Origin of the sequence: Rhizobium anhuiense, from assembly GCF_003985145.1 — a bacterium.
In the GTDB taxonomy this organism is placed as follows: Bacteria; Pseudomonadota; Alphaproteobacteria; order Rhizobiales; family Rhizobiaceae; genus Rhizobium; species Rhizobium anhuiense.
In genome coordinates, this window is record NZ_ML133534.1 from 1 (window position 1) to 21,942 (window position 21,942).

Genomic DNA, 21,942 nt, shown 5'->3' on the forward strand with positions numbered 1-21,942 from the left:
GAGACAAAAGGGCCGCCCATAAAGCGGCCTTTTGTGTTAAATTATATCTCGCGGGGTGGAGCAGCCCGGTAGCTCGTCAGGCTCATAACCTGAAGGCCGCAGGTTCAAATCCTGCCCCCGCAACCAACGATACTTACAAATTTGCCCATTCAGGGTATTTGCCCTTGAGCTCCTCGCCATAGCGGTCGAGGAGCTTTTTGCGTTTCTGCTGGGTGTTCAGCTCCCCGGACGCCAGTTGACCTGCCACGGAACTTTCATCCGGCAGCGATGAGAGCCTCGGCGGTTTTTGATACGCAAGATGGTGCAGTGCAACCGGCGGAAACGCGAAGCTTTCATCTTGCACAGCGAACCACTCGTCTCAAAACGTCCTGAGCCCGGACACATCATAGCCAGCGGCGACATAACTGCGACGGCATTGTATGAGGTGCGTCGCCGTTGTACCATGCAGTCTGACAAGTGCGCGCAGTGCTCATTGTATAGCCGGAGCCAAAGTCCGGGCGCGCTTCAACCCGATGAATAAGTAGCCGGGATCATGGAACTTATCGTCGCCCTTGGCCTGATCGTCTTGAAGGTCGCGTTCCTGATTGCGATCCTGCTGTTGCTACCCTTGCCGCTAACCTGGCTGGAACGCAAGATCGCTGGGCACATGCAGCAGCGGATGGGGCCGATGCGCGTGGGATGGCACGGGCTGTTGCAGCCGGTGGCGGACGGAATCAAGCTCCTGACCAAAGAGGATCACATCCCGGCCGAGGCCGACCGGTTCCTGTTCAAACTGGCGCCAATCCTGGCGCTCGCCCCGCCCTTTGTGGTGTTCGTCGCGATCCCCTTCGGCGAAACTGTCTCGATCCTCGGCCACGAGATCACGCTCTACGTCTCCAACATGAATGTGGCGCTCCTTTTCGTTTTCTCGGTGATCGGGATCGAAGTTTATGGCGTCATCTTCGGCGGCTGGGCCTCCAACAGCAAATACGCTGTCTTGGGCAGCCTCAGAACCTGCGCGCAGATGATCAGCTACGAAATCCCTATGGGGTTCGCGGTCATCGGCGTGGTCACGCTGGCGCAATCCATGAGCCTTCTCGAGATCGTGCGGGCGCAGGCCGATGTCTGGAACATCGTCTACCAACCGGTCGGATTCTTCGTGTTCTTCGTCGCCGGATTGGCCGAAGCGCAGCGCATTCCCTTCGACCTGGCGGAAGCGGAAGGCGATCTAGGGGCGGGGTTCCATACCGAATACAGCGGTATCCGCTTTGCCTTCTTCATGGTTAGCGAATATGCCATCGTATTGCTTGTGTCGGTCCTGGTGGTGATCCTGTTCTTCGGCGGTTGGAACGGAGTTCTGATTCCCTTGCCACCGCTCCTGTGGTTTGTCATCAAGGTCGCGTTCTTCGTCTATGTGTTTATCTGGTTCCGCTTCACTTTCCCTCGCTACCGCTACGACCAACTGATGGCGATCGGATGGAAAGTCTTGCTTCCTCTTTCAATGGCGAACATAATTATAACCGGTGTACTTTTAGGGGTCGTAGCGGCTCCGTAGCGAGGCGGCGATGTCGCGCGCGCAGGACAGAGTTGGAACATGGATTGGTTGGGCGTTCTTTGCCGATCTGGCGAGCGCCTTGGCTCTGACCTTCGGCTACATGTTCTCCAGATCCGTGACCATGCAGTATCCGGACAAGGAAAAGTGGCTGCCCTACTCCCGCTATCGCGGGCATCACTTCCTGACGCGTGATGAAGAGGGCGAGATCAAGTGCGTGGCCTGCGAACTCTGCGCGCGGATCTGTCCCTGCGACTGTATCGAAGTCGTCCCCTACGAGGACGAGAAGGGCAAGCGGCACCCGGCCAAATTCGAGATCGACACGGCCCGCTGCCTGTTCTGCGGGCTGTGCGAGGACGCCTGTCCGGCGGATGCGATCGCGCTTGGCCAGCAGTATGAATTTTCGAGTTTTTCCTCGCGTGACCTGGTGATCGGGCGCGACGACCTGCTCGCCAAGCCGGGTAAGGCGGCAACCGGCGGCGGCGTGGTTGCCGCGCGCCTGAATACGAAGAAGGACGTACTTGTCGAGACGAAAGAGACGCAGGGCTACAACTGGTGGTGGAATATCCGGCGAACGTGAACGCGCGCCAGCTGTCAAACCGAAGCGCTCGGAAAGGAGGCTCAGATGTTTGTCGGTGAAATCATGAAAAACAAGGGTGTCGGTGTCATCGCAGTTGCTCCCGATCAGACGATGGTGGAGGTACTGCGGCTGTTTCGAGACAACAATATCGGCTTCGTCGTCGTCAGGCGATCGAACGGCAAATACCTCGGTACGCTGTCGGAGCGGGACTGCTGTAATGCGGTGGCGGAATACGGGGCCGAGGCGGCGGCAAAGCGGGTCACGGACATCATGAACCGCAATGTGGCGACGTGTTCGACACAGGATTTGCTGCCCGTCGCGATGGGGATCATGACCCAGCGGCGTACGCGCCATGTGCTGGTCACGGATGGAGGCGACGTTGTCGGCGTGGTCAGCATCGGCGACGTGGTTAAACACAGGCTCGACGAAGCGCAGCGTACAGAGCAGGATCTGCAGGATTACATATGCGGGACCAGGTATCACTGACGTCGCCAACTCGATGTGAAGACGCTGGGGCGGGCAGCTTGCCGCGGAGCCTTGCGGTGCCCCGACCCCAAATCTTCAGACCCCACGCCAGATCCGGCCTGGGCGGTCGACCTCAAGAGTGGCATGCGCCTTCTGGACTTCCACCGCGCATGGATATTCGCCACGCCGCAGCAGGCTGTTGAGACGCAAGGCTCTATAGTTTTCCGGAACGAAGACGAGGCCCTTGGGAAACCGCCTGTCGACCTTGAGCTGCGCCGTCAGTTCGCCCTGGCCGGAACGCACGATTACCTGATCGCCATCCGAAAGGCCAAGCTCCGCGGTATCCTGCGCGCTCATCGCGACATAGGGATCGTTGGCGACCGTGTTCAGGATGTCCGACCGTTCGGAAAGATATCCGTTGTGGAACAGGCAGTCGCCGGTGATCAGCATGAGCCGGTCGGCTGCTGTCGGGACGGGCGGCGGCGCAGGGAGCATGCCAGCCGGTAGTGTTGGCACCGCCTTGGTGAAAGCGCCGTCGGCGCCAAGCCCGATCTGGGTCAACCCCTCATAGGCCGGAACCAGCCGGGCAATCTCGTCGAAAATTTCGGCTTGCGTCGATGGCCGCAGCGCCTGGTTGCGTAGCGCCGCGACGAAGTCGACAATCGCCAGATTGCCTCGCGCCTCGAAAACGGGCTCACGGAATTTGCGAACATTCTGGATCCGACCCTCGTTGTTGGTGAACGTTCCGGATTCCTCGCCGTAGCCCGCCGCGGGCAAGACGACCTCGGCCATGCCCGCCGTATCCGTGAGGAACGCGTCCTGCACGATCAGGAGATCGGCGGCGCCAAGCGCCCGCGTCACAAAGTCCCGGTCGGGATAGGCGACCAGGGGGTCGGTTCCGACGATGTAGAGCGCGCCCATCCGCCCACCGACGCAGAGCTCCAGCATGGCGTCGAGATCCGCGCCGGGTTCAGACGGGATTTCGGCGCCCCAGTTTCGTGCAAGAGTTGCGCGCGCCGCGTCATCGGCGACCGCCCGCAGCCCCGGCAGAGCCGCCGGCAGGACCCCCATGTCCCAGGCGCCCATCTGGTTGGCACGGTCGAAGAGAAACTGCATCGCCGGGCCTTTGCCGAGCAGGCGGAGAACGTGCAGCAGGTTGTTGAGCTGCTGCAGCGTCGCGCGCGCTTCGGGTGATCTCAGAAGGTCGACGCTGACAAGCACGGTGACGCTGCGGCCTTCCTTGAGCGCGGCGGCCAGGCGATCCGGCCCGTCACTGCCGGCGCCCGCCGCCGGCCTGCCGATTGCCGCGTCGATGTCCGCAAAAGCGCCGCCCGGCAAGGCCTGACCAGCTGCCGCCACGAGACCGGCCACCACCGCCGCAAGGCTTGCCGCTTCTCCGCCCGGAGGCACACGAACCACCTCCCTGGCATCGGCGTCCAGACGCGATGGCCGCGCCGATAGCATGAGCAATCCAGTCTGCCGCCGCCGCGCGCTGTCCCGCAGCAGGTATTCGGTGACCGGGTTCTCCTCGGTTATATTGCCTCCGACGACAAGCACGCAGTCGTTGCCGATTACGTCGTCCAGGGGCGTGCGGCTGTAGAAAGTTCCCAATAGCGGGCCGAGCGCATCGAAGGGCGCGGCCCAGCGTGACGAACAATCAATGTTGTTGGTCCGGAATACTGTTCGCATCAGCTTCTGGAACTGATAAAGCACCTCGTTGGGCAGGCGAGGCGAGGCCAGCCCGCCGGCAGCCTTGCTCTCGACGGCCAACAGTCGCCGGCGCAGATAGTCCCCCGCTTCGTCCCAGGAAACCGGAACCAGGGCGCCATCCTGACGGATCATTGGCTGCTTGATCCGGTCCCGGCTTGCAACGAAATCGAGGCCGAAGCGTCCTCGCACGCAGAGAGTTTCGTGGTTGACACCTTCGTCCCACTTCGAGCGCACCCGCATGAACTCGCCCTTGCGCGTGCCCACCGTCAGCTGGCAACCGGTGCCACAATGCGGGCAGACCGTGTCGGTCTCTACGAGATCCCAGGGGCGCGCCTTGTAGCGGTAGGGGAAGCTCATCAGCGCGCCGACCGGGCAGACCTCGACGCAATTGCCGCACTGGTCGCAACTCGCCAGACTGCCCTCGAAGCCGGTGACGGCGGTATCCATGCCTTTTTCGACGGTGCCCAGCGCCACCGCACCGACGACCTCCTCACACATCCGGACGCAGCGCTGGCACTGGATGCAGCGGTTGACGTTCATGATGATGACCGGGCTCACACGAATGTCCTCGGAGTGGAACACACGTTTGTCATCGCGGAATTGGCTTTCGCGGGGCCCGTAGGCCATTACCATGTCCTGAAGCTCGCATTCGCCGCCCTTGTCGCAGATCGGGCAGTCGAGGGGGTGGTTGGCGAGCAGCATGTCGAGCATGGAAGAGCGCGTTTCCTCGATCAGAGGCGTGTTCGTCCGTACGACCATGCCATCGGTAACCGCAGTGGCGCAGGACGGCTGCAGCCGGCGCAGGCCCTCGATCTCCACCAGACACATGCGGCAGGAGGCCAGCGCCGGCAGGCGCTTCATATAGCAGAAGGTCGGGATGTCGATGCCCAAACGCAGGGCGGACTGCAACACCGTCGAGCCAGCCTCAACTTCCAGCGTTTGTCCATCGATCGTGACTTTAAGCATGGTTTCCTCACAACCCTGATCCAGCACACTCCTTCAGTGAAACGGGCACCTCCGCTCCTCGACATGGGCGACGAATTCATCTCGGAAATGCGCGAGCGCTGCCCGCAATCCCATCGCTGCACCGTCACCCAACGCACAAAACGTATTGCCGAAAATGCCCTTGCAGAGCATCTCCAGCTGCTCCAGATCGCCAGGTGCGCCATCCCCGCCTTCAACCCGGCGCAGGACCTTCACGACCCAGTTCAATCCTTCCCGGCAGGGCGTGCACTTGCCGCAGGACTCATGGTGGAAGAACTCGATGATCCTGGTGGCGACCTTGACCATGCAGGTGCTATCGTCGATCACGATAACGCCAGCCGAACCGAGCATCGAGCCGGCGGCAGCCAGCGAGTCAAAATCCATCCTCACGTCCAGCCCGTGCTCAGGGATGACCGGCGCTGAGACCCCGCCCGGGATCACCGCCTTGATCTTGCGTCCCGGCAAGGCCCCGCCGGCATGTTCCTCGACCAGCTCGCGTAGTGGTATGCCCATCGGCAACTCGTAGAGGCCGGGTTTGCGCACCTGCCCACTGAGGCAGTAGAGCTTCGGGCCGGGGCTCTTGTCCGGGCCGATGCCGCGGAACCAGTCCGCGCCCCGCGCCACGATATGCGGCACGCAGGCCAGCGTCTCGACATTGTTGATCACAGTCGGGCTGGCGTAGAGCCCGGCCACGGCCGGAAACGGCGGCTTCAATCGCGGCTGCGCCCGCTTGCCCTCGAGCGACTCGAGCATCGCAGTCTCCTCGCCGCAGATATAGGCGCCTGCGCCGCAGTGGATGTGGACGGCGAAATCGAAATTCGAGCCCAGAATGCCCGTTCCCAGATAACCCTTTTCGTGTGCCTCGGCGATCGCCTGCTCCAGGCGACGGATCGCCGTCACATATTCTCCGCGGATGTAGACATAGGCGGTTTTGGCCCCAATCGCATAGGCGCTTACCGCCAGCCCCTCAATGAGTTGATGCGGATCGCGCTCCATGATGATCCGGTCCTTGAAGGTGCCTGGCTCGCCCTCATCGGCGTTGCAGCAAAGATATTTCGGCTTGTCGACCTGCTTCGGCACGAAACTCCATTTCATGCCCGTCGGGAATCCGGCACCGCCGCGACCGCGCAGGTTGGACTGTTTGACGAGGTTAACGACCTCGTCAGGCGTGTATTCGCGCAGCGCCTTCGCCAGTGCCTGGTAGCCGCCGCCAGCCTCGTAGGTCGACAGCAGGTGACTGTCCGGCGCGGCGACATTCTTGAGGAGAACCGGCTCGAACATGGCGCTACTCTCCCTGCGGTCGCGCAGAGGGCTCGATGCTCGCGACCCGTTCCGTCGTAGCCCGCAGGTTGTCCAAAAGTGCATCTATCCGCGCGACATCAAGGGCACCATGGTAATCGTCGCCGACCTGCATCACCGGAGCCATCTCGCAGGCACCGAGGCACTCGACGGAGGAAAGCGTGAACAGTCCGTCCGGCGTGGTGTCGCCCTTCCTGATCGCCAGCGCCGTTTCCAGATGCTTCAGCAGGTCCTCGGCTCCGCACAGCATGCAGGAAACATTGTCACAGAGTTGCAGATGGAACATGCCCACCGGCTCGGTATGGAAGAGCGTATAAAAGGTCGCCAGCTCGTAGACCCAGATCCGTTCGACTCCGAGAATGTCGGCGACTTCTTCCAGCACCTGACCAGGCAGATGGCCATGCTCCCTCTGCGCGATCAGAAGCGCGGGCATGATCGCAGAGCGCTGGTCGGGATACCGCGCCGCTGCCTCTTTTATCTTTTCGCGCATGGTCATTGCATTCAAATCCCCGCTACTTGTCCACCTCCGCCATCACTGGGTCGAGACTGCCGAGCACGGCGATCATGTCCGCCAGATAGCGGGCGTTGGTCACCCCGAACAGTCCCTGAAGGTTGACGAACGAGGGTGCCCGCACCTTCATGCGGAATGGTTTTGGCGACCCGTCGCTGATGATATAGAAGCCAAGCTCGCCCTTTGGCGCCTCGATCGCCGAATAGACCTCGCCCTTCGGCACCTTGAAGCCATAGGCCGACAGGTCGAAATGCTGGATCAGTGCTTCCATCGAGCAATGCACCTTGTCCTTGTCCACCGGGAAGGCGATTGTTGGCATGTCGATCTGGAACGGCCCCTCGGGCATCTGGTCGAGGCATTGCTCGATGATCCGGACGCTCTCGCGCATTTCCTCGACCCGACATTGCCAGCGCGCGTAGCAGTCGCCCTCGTCGCGCGTGATGACGTTGAAGTCGAGCCGGTCATAGATCTCATAGGGCTCGTCGCGACGGATGTCCCAGTCGACGCCCGAAGCGCGCAGGTTCGGACCGCTCAGGCCAAGATCGATGGCGTCCTCGGCGGAGATCACGCCGATCCCCTGCGTGCGCTTCAGGAACACCCGGTTGTTTTCGAGCAACCGCTCATAGTCGCGGATCCGGTTCGGGAAGATGTCGCAGAACTCCCTGATCTTGGGAAGGAAACCGTCAGGCAGGTCCTCGCGCACTCCGCCAACCCTGCAGAAGGACGTGTGCATGCGCGCACCGCTGATCATTTCCAGGAGGTCCATGATCATTTCGCGCTCCCGCATGGCGTAAAGCAAGGCGGTCATGGCGCCGAGGTCCATCGGCAGCGCGCCGGTGATCAAGACATGGCCGGAGATCCGCGCCAGCTCGGCCATCATCACGCGGATATATTGTGCGCGGATCGGTGCTTCTATGCCGAGGAGTTTCTCCACCGCCAGCGCGAAGGCGAGGTTGTTCGACGGTGGACAGAGGTAGTCGAGCCGGTCGGTGAGCGGAAAAATCTGGGTGTAGGTGAAGCTCTCCGCCAGTTTTTCGGTGCCGCGATGGAGGTAGCCGATGTGTGGGTCCACGCGCTTGACGTACTCGCCGTCCAATTCCAGGACGAGCCGAAGAACCCCATGCGTGCTGGGGTGCTGGGGGCCGAGATTGAGAAGCACCTCCTTGGTGTCGAACGCTTCGCCTTGCTGCCCGATCAGTTCGGTGACTTCGGTCATTTTAAGTTCCCGGCGTGGAGCGGCCTCCCTTATGGAATGTTCTTGGTGGCGAGGTCGGGCTGCGTCGGTGGCGTGCCTTCGGCGCCAAACGGGTTCAGCTTGTCCTTGTAGCCACGGAGCGGAAAATCCTTGCGCTGCGGGAAGCCCTCGAACCCTTCCCACATGTAGATCCGGCGCAAATCGGGGTGGCCCTCGAACCTGATCCCGTACATATCCCAGGCTTCGCGCTCATGCCAATTGGCGGTTCGCCAGATCCCCGTCACCGACGGGACCCGTGGCGGATCGGCGAGTCGGCATTTGATGCGAACGCGCAATTTGTTCGGTAGCGAATAGAGGTGGTACACCGTCTCGTAGCGTGGCATCTCAGGATAATGATCGACCCCGCAGATGTCCGACAGGAAGTTGAACCGCAACGCCGGGTGTTCCTTCAGAAACCGGCAAAGCTCGACGATCATGTCAGGCGGAGCGGCGAAGGCATGTACACCATGCGCGAAGCCAAGATCGTCGATTGCCTCGCCGAAACGCTCCGTGATCGTAGTGCGGATGAGGGGCGTCTCCACACTCATGACGCTGCAACCCGACCCAGAGGAGTCCCGGCCAGTGCTCGGGATTTTTTGATCTTCTCCTGAAGTAGCAGGAATCCATGCATCAGCGCCTCGGGCCGCGGCGGGCAGCCGGGCACATGCACGTCCACCGGCACGAAGGTCTCCGCTCCCTGCACCACGGCATAGGTATTGTAGACCCCGCCCGAGATAGCGCAGGTGCCCATGGCGATAACCCAGCGCGGCTCCGGCATCTGGTCATAGAGCCTGCGCACGACGGGAGCGAATTTCCGCGTCACGGTGCCGGCGATGATCATCACGTCGGACTGGCGCGGCGAAGGCCGGAACACCACGCCGAACCGGTCGAGATCATAGCGGGCGCACCCCGCCGAGATCATCTCGATGGCGCAGCAGGCAATTCCGAAGGTCTCGGGCCACAGCGCCGATTTTCGGCTCCAGTTGATAACGCTCTCGGCCGTGGTGAACAGCACGCTGTCGCGGATCGCATTGTTTACGCCTCCCATTCCAGTGCTCCCTTCAGCCAGGCGTAGGCGAAGCCCACAAGAAGCAGAACTATGAAGACGAACATCTCGACATAACCGACGAGCCCGATGTCTTTCAGGACAACGGCCCAGGGAAAGAGGAACATCGTCTCGACATCGAAGACGACCAACAGGATCGCGAGAACAAAGAACTGCACCCTGAAGCGGCCCCCGGCGGCGTCGCCCGCTGGGTCCATGCCGCATTCGTAGGGCATGTTCTTTTCGGGATAGGGATTGGATGGGCGCAGCAGTGAGGAGACAAAAAGCGTCGCCCCTGTCACCAGAACAACTCCGGCGACCATGAAAAGAACCGGCAAGAATTCCATTGCAGTCATATCACTGCACCGGTTGCCCACTGCAGGCTCTTCTCGGGCCGCCGCCCCTGTTCAGGGCCGTAATGCGGTCGCCCCGGGGAAGCGACTTGGGCAATCCTTTCTTGAGCTTCGAGTTTATTCCGTCGAGCAGATCATTGCAAATTCAATCGGTCAGCCGCCAAACACCGAGTTTTGAGCAAGCCTCAGAAACCACGCGGGAAACAGGCCGATGCCGATGGTGCCCAAGGCGGTGAAGGCGAGCGTGGCGCGCACCGAGGGCGTCAGCGCCGGGTCGAACGTCCTTTCCGGCTCGCGCATGTAGATCACCATGACGATGCGGATGTAAAAGTAGGCGGCGACGGCGCTCAGCAGCACCGCGATCACCGCCAGCATGACGAAACCTCGCTCGACGAGCGCGACCAGCACATAGAACTTGGCGAAGAACCCGGCCGTCGGCGGAATGCCGGCGAGCGAGAACAGATAGAGCAGCATCAGAAGCGCGAGCCCGGGACGGGACTTGGCGAAACCCGAGTAGTCTTCGATAACCTCGCCCGAGAAATTGCCGTTCCGCATCATGATGACGGTGGCGAAAATGCCGAGATTCATCAAAGAGTATATCAGCAGGTAGAGCATCACGCTGGCGATCCCGTCGGCACCGCCGGCCACCACGCCGAAAAGGGCGAACCCGGCATGGGCGATGCTGGAATAAGCGAGGAGCCGCTTGAAATTATCCTGCACCAGCGCCACGAAACTGCCGAGCGCCATCGTCACCACGGCAATGACCGCGACGATGATCCAAACGTCCGAGGCTGCTACCAGCGGGTTGAGGAACACCCGCAGGATTACTGCGAACCCCGCCGCCTTAGGGCCGACCGACATGAAGGCGGTGATCGTCGTCGGCGCGCCTTCATAGACGTCCGGCACCCACATATGGAACGGCACCGCGCCGACCTTGAAGACCAGCCCCGCGACGATGAAGACCACCGCCAGCAGCAATCCCGGATCGAGCGGGTCGCTGGTGACCGCCGCAGCCATCCCGTCCAGTTGCGTCGTGCCGGTGAGCCCGTACATCAACGAAACGCCGTAGAGGAAAATCCCGGTCGAGACCGCGCCAAGGATTACGTATTTCAGCGCCGCTTCGTTCGACCGCCGCTCTCGCCGCAGGAAGCCGGTCAGCACATAGGTGCAGAGCACCATCAGTTCGAGGCCCACATAGATCGAGAGGAGATCGGTCGCCGAGGCCATGATCATCATTCCCGACAGCGAAAAGAGCAGCAGGACATAGTATTCGCTGCTCCCGATCCCCTCGATATCCGCATATTTTCGCGAAAGGAGGAATGTCAGGATGGTAGCCAGGTAGAACACAAACTTGAAGAAGACCGCGAAGCGATCGGCGATGAACATGCCCGTATAGGCCGGCCGCACCTCGCTTGAAAGAATGAGTGTCGCCAAGGCGGCAATCAGCACGGCCGCGACGGAGGCCCAGACAAGGAAATGTTCCTGCCCCTTGCGCACAAGCTGTCCCAGGATCAAAAGGATGCAGGCTCCAGTGATCACCACGATCTCGGGCAGGCTTGCGAGAGCCGACTGGAAAAGTGCTGCGGCAGTCATTGGCCGCTCCCTTTATCATGCACCTGAGCCAGCAGATGCTTCACCGAGACGTCGATGATGTTGAGAAAGGGTTTTGGATAGAGCCCGACCCAAACTACGAAGACGGCCAGCGGCACGATCGCAGCCATCTCACGGGCGTTCACGTCGCGTATTTTGAACCGGGCGCCGACGCTGGCTGGGCCAAGCGCGACTTTCCTGTACATGCCAAGCAGATAGGCCGCGCCCAACAACGCGCCAAAAACGGCGGGCGCGCCGACGGCCAGGTTGGCCGCAAAACCGCCCGACAGCACCAGCAGCTCGCCCACGAACGAATTCGTCCCCGGCAGCGCCATTGACGACAGAGTGAACAGCGCCAGAAACGCCGTATAGACCGGCGCCGCCTTCATCAGCCCGCCATAATCCGCAATGCTACGCGTATGTGTCCGCTCGTAGATCAGGCCGACGAACAGGAACAACGCGCCGGTCGTTACGCCATGATTGAACATTTGCAGGATGCCGCCCTCGAGCCCGCGCAGGTTCAGCGCAAAAATCCCCAGCGTCACGAAGCCCATGTGGCTGATGCTGGAATAGGCCACCAGCTTCTTCAGGTCGTCCTGCGCCAGCGCAAGCAACCCGCCATAGACGATCGCAAGCGCCGAAAGCGAAAGCATCAGCGTCGAATAATACACCGACGCCTCTGGCAGCATCGGCAGCGAGAACCGCAGGAACCCGTAGGCGCCCATCTTCAGGAGCACCCCTGCAAGGATGATGCTGCCTGCCGTCGGCGCCTGCACATGGGCGTCCGGCAGCCAGGTATGGACCGGCACCATCGGCACTTTGACGGCGAAGGCGATCAGGAAGGCGAAGAACAGCCAGGACTGGACCGGGAACGGCAAATCCTGCGCTGTCAGCGCGAGGATGTCGAAGGTCTCGCCGCCGTTGAAATAGAGCACGATGACACCGATCAGGAACAGGAGGCTGCCCGCCAGCGTGTAGAGGAAGAACTTGAACGCCGCATAGACCCGGCCTTCGCCACCCCAGACGCCGATGATCAGGTACATCGGGATCAGCATCGCCTCCCAGAAGACGTAGAACAGGAACAGGTCGAGCGCGCAGAACACCCCCAGCATCAGCGCCTGCATGGTAAGCAGACTGACCATGAACTCCTTCAGCTTGCGATCGATCGCGACCCACGAGGCGAGCACGCAGATAGAGCCCAACAGCGCTGTCAGGAATACGAAGAGCGCGCTTATCCCGTCGATACCAAGCGCATAGGTGATCCCGAGCGCGGGCACCCATAGGCGCCTCTCGGTGAACTGCATCTCGTGGGTCGTGGTGTTAAAGCTCGCCAGCATGGCGATGCAGAGAGCGAGGTCGAGGATGGTGACGGCCAGCGCGGTCCACCGCACCGCATCGTCGCTGCGCAGAAACATCAGAACCGCTGCCCCGGCGACGGGCGTGAATATGATGAGACTGAGTAGCGGGAATACCATCGCCCCCCCTACCGCGACGCCACGGTGAAGACGACGGTGGCTGCGATCACACCGACGATCATCGCCAGCACGTAGTGGGTCACGACGCCGGTCTGGAGCCGCCGTAGCGCGCCGCCGCCACGCTGGATCGAGCGGGCGACGCCGTTCACGACGGCGTCCACGGCGGTGAGATCGATCCACAGCCCCGCCCGTGCCGCCCCATGCAGGAAGGGCAGCGCCGCCGTCTCGGACACGTCGCTCACCGCCTTTTCGTAGCGAGCCAGCGGTTTTCCGGCGATCCACATGAAGACTCGTGCGCCCTTGCGGTAGAACCAATCGGTGTCGATGCTGATCGTATTCTCGGGGTCGAGCGCCCTGAGGAATATGACAAAACCCAAGGCGGTGAACATCAGCACGCCAAGGCTCTCGGTGATATGGACGCCGGTGTAAGGTTCGAAGTCCACCGGATAGGGCAGAAGAGCGTAAAGCGGCTGGGGGAACACCCCGATCGCGATGCAGAGCACCGCCGCCATGCCCATCGCAACCAGCATGTTGCGGGGCGGCTCCCGCGCCTCCAGCCCACGGTCGGTGCCAAAGAACATGTAGTATGGCAACTTCAGTCCGGTGTGCAGGAATGTCCCCGCCGACGCCATCGTCAGTGCCAACACCATCACAGCGCGGTGATCCTGTCCGGCGGCGGCAATCACCATCGACTTGGTGACGAAGCCGGAGAAGAACGGAAACGCTGAGATTGCGAACGCGCCGATCATGTAGAGTGCCACGGTCAGCGGCATGGTCCTGTAGAGCCCGCCAAGCTCGGTGAGTTTGCGCCGGCCGGTGACGTAGATCACCGCTCCCGCTCCCATGAAGAGGAGCGCCTTGTAGAGGATGTGCGCGAAGGCATGACTGGTGGCCCCGTTCACTGCCATCTCGGTTCCGATGCCAATGCCCGCGACCATGTAGCCCACCTGGCTAACGATGTGATAGGCGAGCAGCCGCCGGCAGTCGTTCTCCAGCACCGCGTAGACGACACCGTAGAGCGCCATCGCGGTGCCGAGCCAAACGAGAAGTTCAGTTCCCGGAAACGCCCGCGCCAGCACATAGACGGCGGTCTTGGTCGTGAAGGCGCTCATGAACACCGCGCCGGTGACAGTCGCCTCCGGGTAAGCGTCGGTCAGCCAGGCGTTGAGCGGCGGCACAGCGGCGTTGAGCATGAACCCGGCAAGGATCAGGTAAGCGCCGACGCCCATCTCGCCTGCGATCGGGCCGAAGAGCAGCGAGCCAGTCGAGAGCCCAGAGAGAATGACGCCGCCCAGTAGGACGACGCCGCCAGTGATATGGACCATGAGATACCGGAACCCGGCGGCGATCGCCTGTCGGCCGCCTTGGGCGAAGACCAGATAGGCAGAGGCAAACGCCATGCCTTCCCAGAACAGGTAGAGCGTCAGGTAGTCGCCGGCGAACACGACGCCGAGGGCGCTGCCGACGTAGACAAATGCAGCGACATGCTGGCCGGGGCGAGGCAGGTGCAGCGCATAGACCGTTCCGATCAGCGCCATGATGGTGAAAACGGTGGCGAAGACGATGCTCAGCTTGTCGACCTTGGCGATGAGGATTTCCTGCCCGATGAACTGCGTCGCGCCGTAGCTTCCCGGTTGTATCGTCAGCACGGCGAGGATCGCCAGCGCCGGGATCAGCAGCAGATAGGCTTTGCGGATCGATCCGTTCAGGAAAGGGATCGGCAGGGCGCCGAGAATGAACAGCAGGGCGGGATGGACGAAATCAGTCATAATAGTCCTCGCGCCGCATGAGCCCAGCCCGATGGCCGAGGAACTTGGAAACGAAAATCAGCAGTACGCAGGATAAGAAGCCGTAGACGGCCGACCAGCCCGGCAGGCGGTCCCACAGGTATTCGGCGTGTTCACGGTGGACCAGAAAGTCGGCGATGACGATCAGAACGAGCACCAGATAGAACAGCCGGCGGCGCTGGCTCGCATGTTCCTCGTCACCAAAGAAGTCGACGACACGCTTGATCATCTGACAACTCCTTCCGCCAGGGCGAGGAAATAGCCGGGAAAGATGCCCATCGACACCGACAAGATGGCGGTCGCAACCAGCGGGATCGTCATCATCGGAATTTCACGGACCGTGGCCGGGCTCTCCTGCGCTTCCGTCCCGAAAAAAGCGACATAGCTGACAGGCAGGAAATAAGCTGCGTTCAGGACCGAGCTCGCAAGGAGCACGACCAGGAACGCAATTTCGCCCGCCTCCACCGAGCCCCGCGCCAGATACCACTTGCTGACGAAGCCCGCGGTCGGCGGCACCCCGATCATGCTCAGCGAGGCGACGAAAAAAGCACCCATCGTCCAAGGCAGCCTGCGGCCGATGCCGGCCATGTCGCTAATATTCCGCTTTCCCGACGCGCAAAAGATCGAGCCGGCGCAGAAGAAGAGGGTGATCTTGGAGAACGCATGAGCCGCAATGTGGATGATGCCGCCGACCATCGCGACCGGCGACAACAGAACCGCGCCCAGAACGATGTAGGAGAGCTGGCTGACCGTCGAATAGGCGAGCCTCGCCTTCAGGTCGTCCCGCGTCAGGGCATAGACGGACGCCATCAGGATCGTGAAGGAGACCAGATAGGCCGTGGCGATGCCCAGCCCCAGCCCGCCCACCAGCCCCGTGCCGAAAACGTGGAATACTACCCGCAGCACGCAGAACACGCCCATCTTGACCACGGCCACTGCATGCAGGAGCGCGCTGACCGGTGTCGGCGCTACCATCGCGGCAGGCAGCCAGGCGTGCATCGGCATTACCGCAGCCTTGGCAAAACCGAAGAGATAGCAGAAATAGACGACCGTCAGCATCGGGGCCGAGGCATCGACCCGCGAGAGCAGCCCCCCCGCCACAAAATCGAGCGACCCCGCAATGTGGTAGGTCAACGCCAGCGCGGCGAGAAGCAGGCTTTTCGACGCGCCCATCAAATAGACGAGGTACTTGCGGCTGCCCGCCCATCCCTGTTCATCCTCGTGGTGGTAAACAAGCGGATAGGTCACGAGGCTAAGCATCTCGTAGAAGATCACCAGCGTGAACAGATTGGCGGAAAAGGCGCCCCCGACGGCCGCCGCGAGGCTGGTGGCGAAGCAGGCGAAGAACCTAGTCTGCGCATGCTCGTTCAAGTGGCGCATGTAGCCGATGGAATAGATCGCCGCCACGATCCACAAAAGCGACGAGACGGTGGCGAATACCATGCCGAGCGCATCTACCCGGAAAGCGAAGTCTATCCCCGGCAAAATCTCGAACAGGCGCAAATCGACCGTCCCGCCCGCCAGCACCGTGGGCGCCATCGAGACGACAATCGCGAACATGGCGATTGCAGCGAGCGGCGAGACGATATCGCGGAGCTTCTCGCGGTTGTGCAGAAGGAGAACGGCAAGGGCCGCCAGGCCTGCTATGGCGACGGCAAGCAGCGGCCGGATCGATATCACCGGGTCCAAAGCCGCTATCCTTTCATCATGGTCACTTCGTCGACCTTGAGGGTGGATTTGTTCCTCACGAGGGCGACCAGGATACCGAGGGCGACGGCAACTTCCGCCGCGGTGATTGCGATGACGAAGATCGCGAAGATCTGCCCGCGGAAATCGCCGTAGTAACGCCCGAAAGCGATGAAATTGATGTTGACCGAGTTGAGCAGCAGTTCCAGCGACATCAGCACGACCAGGATATTGCGCCTGACCAGCACGCCCGCTGCTCCGATCACGAACAGGACCACTCCGAGTAGAATGTACCACGAGAGCGGAACCATCATCCCTGCTCCTTCCGCGCCAGCACGATGGCGCCGACCAGGGCGGCCAGAAGGATGACGGACGCAGCTTCAAACGGCAGGAGATAGTCGGCGAAAAGTGTCGTGCCGAGCTGCCTGATCTGATCGCCGCCGCCCATGGCAGCGGGCTCTGTGATCGAAAAGCGGTCGCTCCAGAGCACCAGCACAAGCATCTCGATCCCGAGCAGGATGAGCAGCACCATGGCTGGCAGGTTGCGGCCCGGCAAGAACCGCTGCAACACCGCTTCACGTACATCGATCATCATGATCACGAACAGGAACAGGACCATGATCGCGCCGACATAGACGAAGATCTGGATCACCGCGAGCAACGGCGCCTCGAGCATAACGAAGATTGCCGAGATGTTGAGGAAACACGCCATCAGCGCCAATGCGCTGTGCACCGGATTCCGGGCCAAGACCACCGTCAGGGCCGTGATCACGGACACCGTAGCGAACAGAAGAAAGAACCCCGGATCCATCGACGCCGACCCTCCGACGCGAACCGCTACCCGGCGCGAGACGGCCGGATTTGAGATTGCGCCGCAACTTCCGATGCGTTCACAAATTGTGCCCTAATATTGGATTTTTCACAAGATTATTGTCATTGGCGGAGCAAGACCGGGTCGGTCCGGATGTGGCGAAGGTCGCTTGCGAAGCGCGCGCTTTCGATAGCGCCGCACCGATTTTATTGTTCTATAGGCAAATGGCTTGAGCCGGTCGGTACCGACGTTTTGTTACGGCGTAGTGGGAAATTTCTTCCAAATAACACCGGCTGTTTCGCCGAAGTTACAAGTCTCTGTGGCTTCAGGCCCCCGCAACCAAATCCCACATAGACCGCCATACACACTGATACAAAAAGCCCGCCTCGTGCGGGCTTTTGGCGTATCTGCAAGTCCTCCTTCGTCGAACCGGTGCGTCATCGAACTGCCGGAACAGACACCGGGACCGGCAGGCACGTCCTCCGCGGGATCAGGGTGGGCCGAGCCCGATGCGGGCCGAATAACGGCCGTTGCCGTCACGATTTGTGCGTGGCATCTTCCCAGCGTGGAAGATGCCACGTCTCGCTTCGAGTCGTTGGATGACGGGTTTTCCATTTTTCGCTGTGTTAAGTCTGTCTTCTCAACGGAGGCTCGAATGAGTATCGGCCTGATTGCCCTTTTTGATGATATCGCTGCACTGGCCAAGGTGGCTGCGGCCTCGCTTGACGATATTGCCGGCCAGGCAGCCAAGGCCGGCACGAAAGCGGCAGGTGTCGTCATCGATGATGCGGCTGTGACACCCCGTTACGTCACCGGATTTTCCGCAGCACGCGAATTGCCGATCATCGGCAAGATCGCCCTCGGCTCGCTGAAGAACAAGCTTTTGATCCTGCTTCCCGCGGCGCTTATCCTGAGCCTTGTCGCACCGCAGGCGATCACACCGCTGCTCATGATCGGCGGGCTTTTTCTCTGCTATGAGGGCGTGGAAAAGGTTTACGCACTCGTGCTACCGCATGCAGCGCACACCCATGAATCGGCACTCGAGGCGACGAGCCTCGATGCACAATCGCTCGAAGACGAGAAGGTTGCGGGTGCGATCAAGACGGATTTCATCCTGTCGGCCGAAATCATGGCGATTACGCTCGGTGCGTTGCCGTCAGGCAGCATAGTCACGCAGGCCTTCATTCTTGCGGTCGTCGGACTGGGTATAACGGTCATGGTCTATGGTGGCGTGGCGTTGATCGTGAAGGCCGATGATCTGGGGCTGATGCTGGCGCGTGTACAGACGCCGTCTCCGATGGGTTCCTTCTTGCGCGCGATCGGAAAAGGGCTTGTCACCGGCATGCCCTATTTTCTGAAAGTGCTCGGCATTATCGGAACGGCCGCCATGATCTGGGTCGGCGGCGGCATCATCGTTCACGGCCTCGAAACCTATGGTGTCGGCGGCCTCGCGCATCTCATCCATGATGCCGGGGAGGCGACCGCGCATGCCATTCCCGTTCTGGCGTCGGTGCTGCGCTGGGTCGTCGAGGCTACAGGAGCTGGCATCGTCGGTATTGTCGCGGGCTTGATCACAATTCCCGTCGCTGGCTACGCTATCTCGCCACTGTGGCGGTACCTCAAATCGCTCCTGCCGCGCCGCCGGCGGAATGAGGCACTGGCGGATGGGAAAAAATGAACGCGGCGGCCACCGACAGGCAGCGATGATCGACAATGCACGGCATCACTCGAGCAATTCCAGACAAAGCGCGAGGCGCTTTTGCTGGGAATTGTGTAAAAACAAAAAGTTAGGGCGGTTGTGCGTTTCCGTGAAAAGCTGAAGCGCTCTAAGGCGTCATATCCAGCGGGGCGGAGACCGAATTTGCCTACTCGCCCTGTCGTAAGTTGCGAAGTCGGTCGAAAAGGACGGCGAGCACGATTGCTCCGCCGATGAAGCTTCCCTGCCAGAAGGCGTTGATGCCGAGCAAGCCGAGACTGTTGCGGATGATCTCGATGAGGGCGGCGCCGACCAAGGCTCCGAAGGCGGTGCCGACACCGCCGGCGAGATTGGCGCCGCCGATAACCGCGGCCGCGATGACTTGAAGTTCCATTCCGGCGCCGATGTTTGTGGTGACGGCGCCGAGCCAGCCGGTTTGAATGATGCCGGCAACGCCTGCCGACAGGGCGGAAATCATATAGACGATAATCTTGATCCTCGGCACTGGAACGCCCGTCAGTGTCGCCGCGTGCTCATTGCCGCCGATGGCAAAGACATAGCGGCCGAACTTGGTCCAGCGCAGCACGAAACCGGTGATGAGGGCCAGCACGACCATGTAAAGCACCGGATTGGCGATGCCGAAAAGCCAAGCGCCGCCACCCAGCGCCAGCAGCTTGTCGTGATCAGGCCCGAACTGGAAAACGACGGTGTTGTTGGATGCGACCATTGCAAGGCTGCGTGCAATAGACAACATGCCGAGCGTGACGACGAAAGGTGGGAAGCCGAGATAGGCAATCAATACGCCGTTGAAAGCTCCGACCACAAGAGCAGTACCGATCGAGGCGGCGATGCCGACTTCAATGCTGTATCCCGCGTGCATGACGACCGCCAGCACCATGCTGCACAGGCAAAGCACGGAGCCGACGGACAAATCGATGCCGCCGGTGATGATGACCAGCGTCATACCAAGCGCGATAATTGCAACGAAAGTGACGTTGCGGGTGATGTTGTAGATGTTCTTCGCGGTCGCAAAGGAGTCCGTCGCCATCGACAGAAAAATGCAGGCGAGAATGACTGCAATGAGCACCCAGAAGGTCTGGCCGCTGAAGACCGATGCCAGCCAACTCCGTTGCTTCTGTCCGATCGTCTGGTCAAGTGTAATCGCCATCGTCGACCTTCTTTTTTCCTATTGCAGCGGATAGCATCGATCACACCTGTTCGATGGCGCCGGTGATCAATCCCGTCACTTCCTCCGGCGAACTTGCGGCAATCTGCTTGTCGGCCACTTTTCTGCCCCGCCGCATCACGATCACGCGGTCGGCGACCGAAAAGACGTCGGGCATGCGGTGGCTGATCAGGACAACGACTATGCCCCGGTCACGCAATTGGCGGATCAGGTTCAAAACCTCAGCCACTTGGCGCACGGAAATGGCTGCCGTCGGCTCGTCCATCAACACGATTTTCGCTTCCGACAACATCGTTCGGGCGATCGCCACCGCCTGTCGCTGGCCACCCGACATTTGTTTGACGAGATCGCGCGCCCGCGTCTCGGATTTGAGCTCGCGAAATATCTCGCCGGAGCGTTTGTACATGCTCTTGTAGTCGAGGATGCGAAAAGGCCCCACGCCGCGGCGCAATTCTCGTCCGAGGAATACGTTTGCTGCCGCCGTCAGATTGTTGCAGAGCGCCAGATCCTGGTGAACGATCTCGATGCCATGCTGGCGTGCTTCCTTCGGCCGATGAAGCACCAGATCGGCGCCGTCGAGGCGCATGGTTCCGTGGCTCGGGCGAAAGTTGCCGGCGATCATCTTCACCAATGTCGACTTGCCGGCGCCGTTGTCGCCCATCAGGCCGACAACCTGCCCCGCTTCAAGCGAAAACGAAATATCGTTGACAGCCTGGATGGCGCCGAAATGTTTGGAAATATTGGTGAGCTCAAGAACCGCCACCAGCCTTCTGGCCTCCCAAGACTTGCAGGCTATCCGTCGCGTGTCTTCGGCGCGAGGCTCCAGCGACTTCGCTTTTCCAATGTCCTCCCAGAAAAGCGATCAGGAACATTTACGCAAAACCTTGCCGCAGCGTCAACTATTGTCCGGTGTATTGGCCTTATTATCGCAAAAATCTGTTTTGTCAGACAAATATCGTTTGACGAGAGCGGCGCGTGAATATTAGCTATCGGTGGGAGAGAGAGCATGCTGATCCTTGTGACCGGTGCGACGGGCAAGGTCGGGCGGCGCTTCATTGCTGGGCTGCTTGACGATCCGAGATTTTCCAAGGCCCGTATTCGCGCGCTTTGCCATAATCGGCTGTGCGATGAGACCGACCGTGTCGAAGTCATCCGCGGCTCGATCGCCGATCGCGACATCGTGGCAGCGGCGCTCGACGACGTTACCCATGTCGTGCATCTCGCCACCTGCAAGGAAACGCCTGAAGACATCATGGATGTCACGGTCAAAGGTCTGTTTTGGCTGCTCGAAGAGTTCCGCACGAGCGTCACTGCACGCCAGTTCATCCTGATCGGGGGTGACGCGGGCGTGGGACATTTCCACTATCGCCACAATGGCCCGATCACCGAGAATACTCCCCATCGTGCTTATCCGGGAAGCTATGCGCTTTCCAAGGTTCTGGAAGAGGTGATGCTGGAGCAGTTCGGCATTCAGTACGGCCTCAATGGCTGTTGTCTGCGGGCGCCCTGGATCATGGAAAAGGACGATTTCAAATATTCGCTGTCTTTTGGCGACGATGTCTTTGGTGGCCCGGACTGGAAGACGCTGGTTCCGGAAGACGCGGCACGGCGCTACGCTGCTCTGGGGACGGTGCCACTGCTCCTTGATGCTGACGGACGACCGCTGAAACGCAATTTCGTGCATGTCGATGACCTCGTATCGGCCATATTGGCAGCGATCGACAACCCGCGGGCGGAGCGGCAACTCTTCAATATCTGCATGGATCGCCCTGTCGACTATGCGGACGTCGCCGCCTACCTCCAGCGCACGCGCAATCTTGGCTCTGTCGAGATACCAAGCCGCTTCCATTCCAATTGGATGGACAACAGCAAGGCGAAATACCTGCTGGACTGGCGGCCGGACTACGATCTCGAAATGCTTATCGACTCGGCATGGCAATACGAGCGTTCGAAGGAGGAGCCTCGCATCGTCTGGTATCCGGGTTGATTTCGTATGGCG

At 60.9% G+C, this 21,942-nt stretch carries 22 protein-coding genes and 1 tRNA gene; 6 read left to right on the plus strand and 17 right to left on the minus strand.

What is annotated here, in order from left to right; all coding sequences use genetic code 11:
* The first annotated feature begins 49 nt into the window (after positions 1-49).
* Positions 50-126 (plus strand) — tRNA-Met (locus EEQ99_RS26410).
* Positions 127-133: 7 nt separating this feature from the next.
* On the opposite strand, the gene EEQ99_RS26415 is transcribed toward EEQ99_RS26410, so the two are convergent.
* Positions 134-343, minus strand: coding sequence for a hypothetical protein (locus tag EEQ99_RS26415; protein ID WP_028759211.1), 210 nt, complete (start codon positions 341-343; stop codon positions 134-136).
* Positions 344-532: 189 nt separating this feature from the next.
* Here EEQ99_RS26415 and nuoH point away from each other — a divergent pair, with 189 nt between their 5' ends.
* The 3 genes from nuoH to EEQ99_RS26430 are packed head-to-tail and all read left to right on the plus strand — an operon-like array spanning position 533 to position 2,597.
* Positions 533-1,534: an NADH-quinone oxidoreductase subunit NuoH gene (nuoH, locus tag EEQ99_RS26420; RefSeq protein ID WP_028759212.1), complete on the plus strand. Its 1,002-nt coding sequence runs from the start codon at positions 533-535 to the stop codon at positions 1,532-1,534.
* A 10-nt stretch (positions 1,535-1,544) separates the two neighbouring features.
* Positions 1,545-2,111 carry an NADH-quinone oxidoreductase subunit I gene (locus EEQ99_RS26425; protein ID WP_063474339.1) on the plus strand — a complete coding sequence of 189 codons (567 nt, stop codon included), beginning with the start codon at positions 1,545-1,547 and terminating at the stop codon, positions 2,109-2,111.
* 45 nt (positions 2,112-2,156) lie between these two features.
* Complete coding sequence (locus tag EEQ99_RS26430) at positions 2,157-2,597, plus strand: CBS domain-containing protein (RefSeq protein ID WP_028756331.1); 441 nt, start codon at positions 2,157-2,159, stop codon at positions 2,595-2,597.
* A gap of 75 nt (positions 2,598-2,672) precedes the next feature.
* Here EEQ99_RS26430 and nuoG read toward each other — a convergent pair whose 3' ends face one another.
* The 14 genes from nuoG to EEQ99_RS26500 all read right to left on the minus strand — a co-directional run bounded on the left by nuoG (position 2,673) and on the right by EEQ99_RS26500 (position 17,061).
* Positions 2,673-5,252 carry an NADH-quinone oxidoreductase subunit NuoG gene (gene nuoG / locus EEQ99_RS26435; protein WP_127431364.1) on the minus strand — a complete coding sequence of 860 codons (2,580 nt, stop codon included), beginning with the start codon at positions 5,250-5,252 and terminating at the stop codon, positions 2,673-2,675.
* A gap of 33 nt (positions 5,253-5,285) precedes the next feature.
* The gene (nuoF, locus tag EEQ99_RS26440) at positions 5,286-6,551 is read right to left on the minus strand and encodes an NADH-quinone oxidoreductase subunit NuoF (protein ID WP_063474340.1); all 1,266 of its coding nucleotides are present in this window, start codon (positions 6,549-6,551) and stop codon (positions 5,286-5,288) included.
* Positions 6,552-6,555: 4 nt separating this feature from the next.
* Positions 6,556-7,065 (minus strand): NADH-quinone oxidoreductase subunit NuoE, encoded by a 510-nt coding sequence (nuoE, locus tag EEQ99_RS26445; protein ID WP_063474341.1) that lies wholly within the window; start codon positions 7,063-7,065, stop codon positions 6,556-6,558.
* A gap of 16 nt (positions 7,066-7,081) precedes the next feature.
* On the minus strand, positions 7,082-8,296 hold the full coding sequence (gene nuoD / locus EEQ99_RS26450) for an NADH dehydrogenase (quinone) subunit D (RefSeq protein WP_063474342.1): 1,215 nt from the start codon (positions 8,294-8,296) through the stop codon (positions 7,082-7,084).
* Between the two features lie 29 nt (positions 8,297-8,325).
* The gene (locus tag EEQ99_RS26455) at positions 8,326-8,862 is read right to left on the minus strand and encodes an NADH-quinone oxidoreductase subunit C (protein ID WP_063474343.1); all 537 of its coding nucleotides are present in this window, start codon (positions 8,860-8,862) and stop codon (positions 8,326-8,328) included.
* On the minus strand, positions 8,859-9,362 hold the full coding sequence (locus tag EEQ99_RS26460; protein WP_063474344.1) for a NuoB/complex I 20 kDa subunit family protein: 504 nt from the start codon (positions 9,360-9,362) through the stop codon (positions 8,859-8,861). Before EEQ99_RS26460 ends, EEQ99_RS26455 begins: the two co-directional genes overlap by 4 nt.
* Positions 9,350-9,715 carry an NADH-quinone oxidoreductase subunit A gene (locus tag EEQ99_RS26465; RefSeq protein WP_063474345.1) on the minus strand — a complete coding sequence of 122 codons (366 nt, stop codon included), beginning with the start codon at positions 9,713-9,715 and terminating at the stop codon, positions 9,350-9,352. The genes EEQ99_RS26460 and EEQ99_RS26465 overlap by 13 nt, the downstream gene beginning before the upstream one ends.
* A gap of 150 nt (positions 9,716-9,865) precedes the next feature.
* The gene (locus tag EEQ99_RS26470) at positions 9,866-11,305 is read right to left on the minus strand and encodes an NADH-quinone oxidoreductase subunit N (RefSeq protein WP_063474346.1); all 1,440 of its coding nucleotides are present in this window, start codon (positions 11,303-11,305) and stop codon (positions 9,866-9,868) included.
* Positions 11,302-12,777 (minus strand): NADH-quinone oxidoreductase subunit M, encoded by a 1,476-nt coding sequence (locus tag EEQ99_RS26475; protein ID WP_127431336.1) that lies wholly within the window; start codon positions 12,775-12,777, stop codon positions 11,302-11,304. The genes EEQ99_RS26470 and EEQ99_RS26475 overlap by 4 nt, the downstream gene beginning before the upstream one ends.
* Positions 12,778-12,785: 8 nt before the next feature.
* Positions 12,786-14,546, minus strand: coding sequence for a Na(+)/H(+) antiporter subunit D (locus EEQ99_RS26480; RefSeq protein WP_063474348.1), 1,761 nt, complete (start codon positions 14,544-14,546; stop codon positions 12,786-12,788).
* Complete coding sequence (locus EEQ99_RS26485) at positions 14,539-14,793, minus strand: hypothetical protein (protein ID WP_063474349.1); 255 nt, start codon at positions 14,791-14,793, stop codon at positions 14,539-14,541. The genes EEQ99_RS26480 and EEQ99_RS26485 overlap by 8 nt, the downstream gene beginning before the upstream one ends.
* On the minus strand, positions 14,790-16,253 hold the full coding sequence (locus tag EEQ99_RS26490) for a monovalent cation/H+ antiporter subunit D family protein (RefSeq protein ID WP_063474350.1): 1,464 nt from the start codon (positions 16,251-16,253) through the stop codon (positions 14,790-14,792). Before EEQ99_RS26490 ends, EEQ99_RS26485 begins: the two co-directional genes overlap by 4 nt.
* Before the next feature lie 5 nt (positions 16,254-16,258).
* Positions 16,259-16,561 carry an NADH-quinone oxidoreductase subunit NuoK gene (gene nuoK, locus EEQ99_RS26495; protein ID WP_026265523.1) on the minus strand — a complete coding sequence of 101 codons (303 nt, stop codon included), beginning with the start codon at positions 16,559-16,561 and terminating at the stop codon, positions 16,259-16,261.
* The gene (locus EEQ99_RS26500; protein ID WP_063474351.1) at positions 16,561-17,061 is read right to left on the minus strand and encodes an NADH-quinone oxidoreductase subunit J family protein; all 501 of its coding nucleotides are present in this window, start codon (positions 17,059-17,061) and stop codon (positions 16,561-16,563) included. The genes nuoK and EEQ99_RS26500 overlap by 1 nt, the downstream gene beginning before the upstream one ends.
* A 655-nt stretch (positions 17,062-17,716) precedes the next feature.
* Here EEQ99_RS26500 and EEQ99_RS26505 point away from each other — a divergent pair.
* The gene (locus EEQ99_RS26505) at positions 17,717-18,739 is read left to right on the plus strand and encodes a DUF808 domain-containing protein (protein WP_127431337.1); all 1,023 of its coding nucleotides are present in this window, start codon (positions 17,717-17,719) and stop codon (positions 18,737-18,739) included.
* 187 nt (positions 18,740-18,926) lie between these two features.
* On the opposite strand, the gene EEQ99_RS26510 is transcribed toward EEQ99_RS26505, so the two are convergent.
* Complete coding sequence (locus EEQ99_RS26510; protein WP_127431338.1) at positions 18,927-19,925, minus strand: ABC transporter permease; 999 nt, start codon at positions 19,923-19,925, stop codon at positions 18,927-18,929.
* A 40-nt stretch (positions 19,926-19,965) separates the two neighbouring features.
* Positions 19,966-20,706 carry an ATP-binding cassette domain-containing protein gene (locus tag EEQ99_RS26515; protein WP_025570478.1) on the minus strand — a complete coding sequence of 247 codons (741 nt, stop codon included), beginning with the start codon at positions 20,704-20,706 and terminating at the stop codon, positions 19,966-19,968.
* Positions 20,707-20,949: 243 nt separating this feature from the next.
* Here EEQ99_RS26515 and EEQ99_RS26520 point away from each other — a divergent pair, with 243 nt between their 5' ends.
* A complete protein-coding gene (locus tag EEQ99_RS26520; protein WP_063474354.1) occupies positions 20,950-21,930 on the plus strand; it encodes an NAD-dependent epimerase/dehydratase family protein in 981 nt (326 codons plus the stop codon).
* The last annotated feature ends 12 nt before the right edge of the window (positions 21,931-21,942 follow it).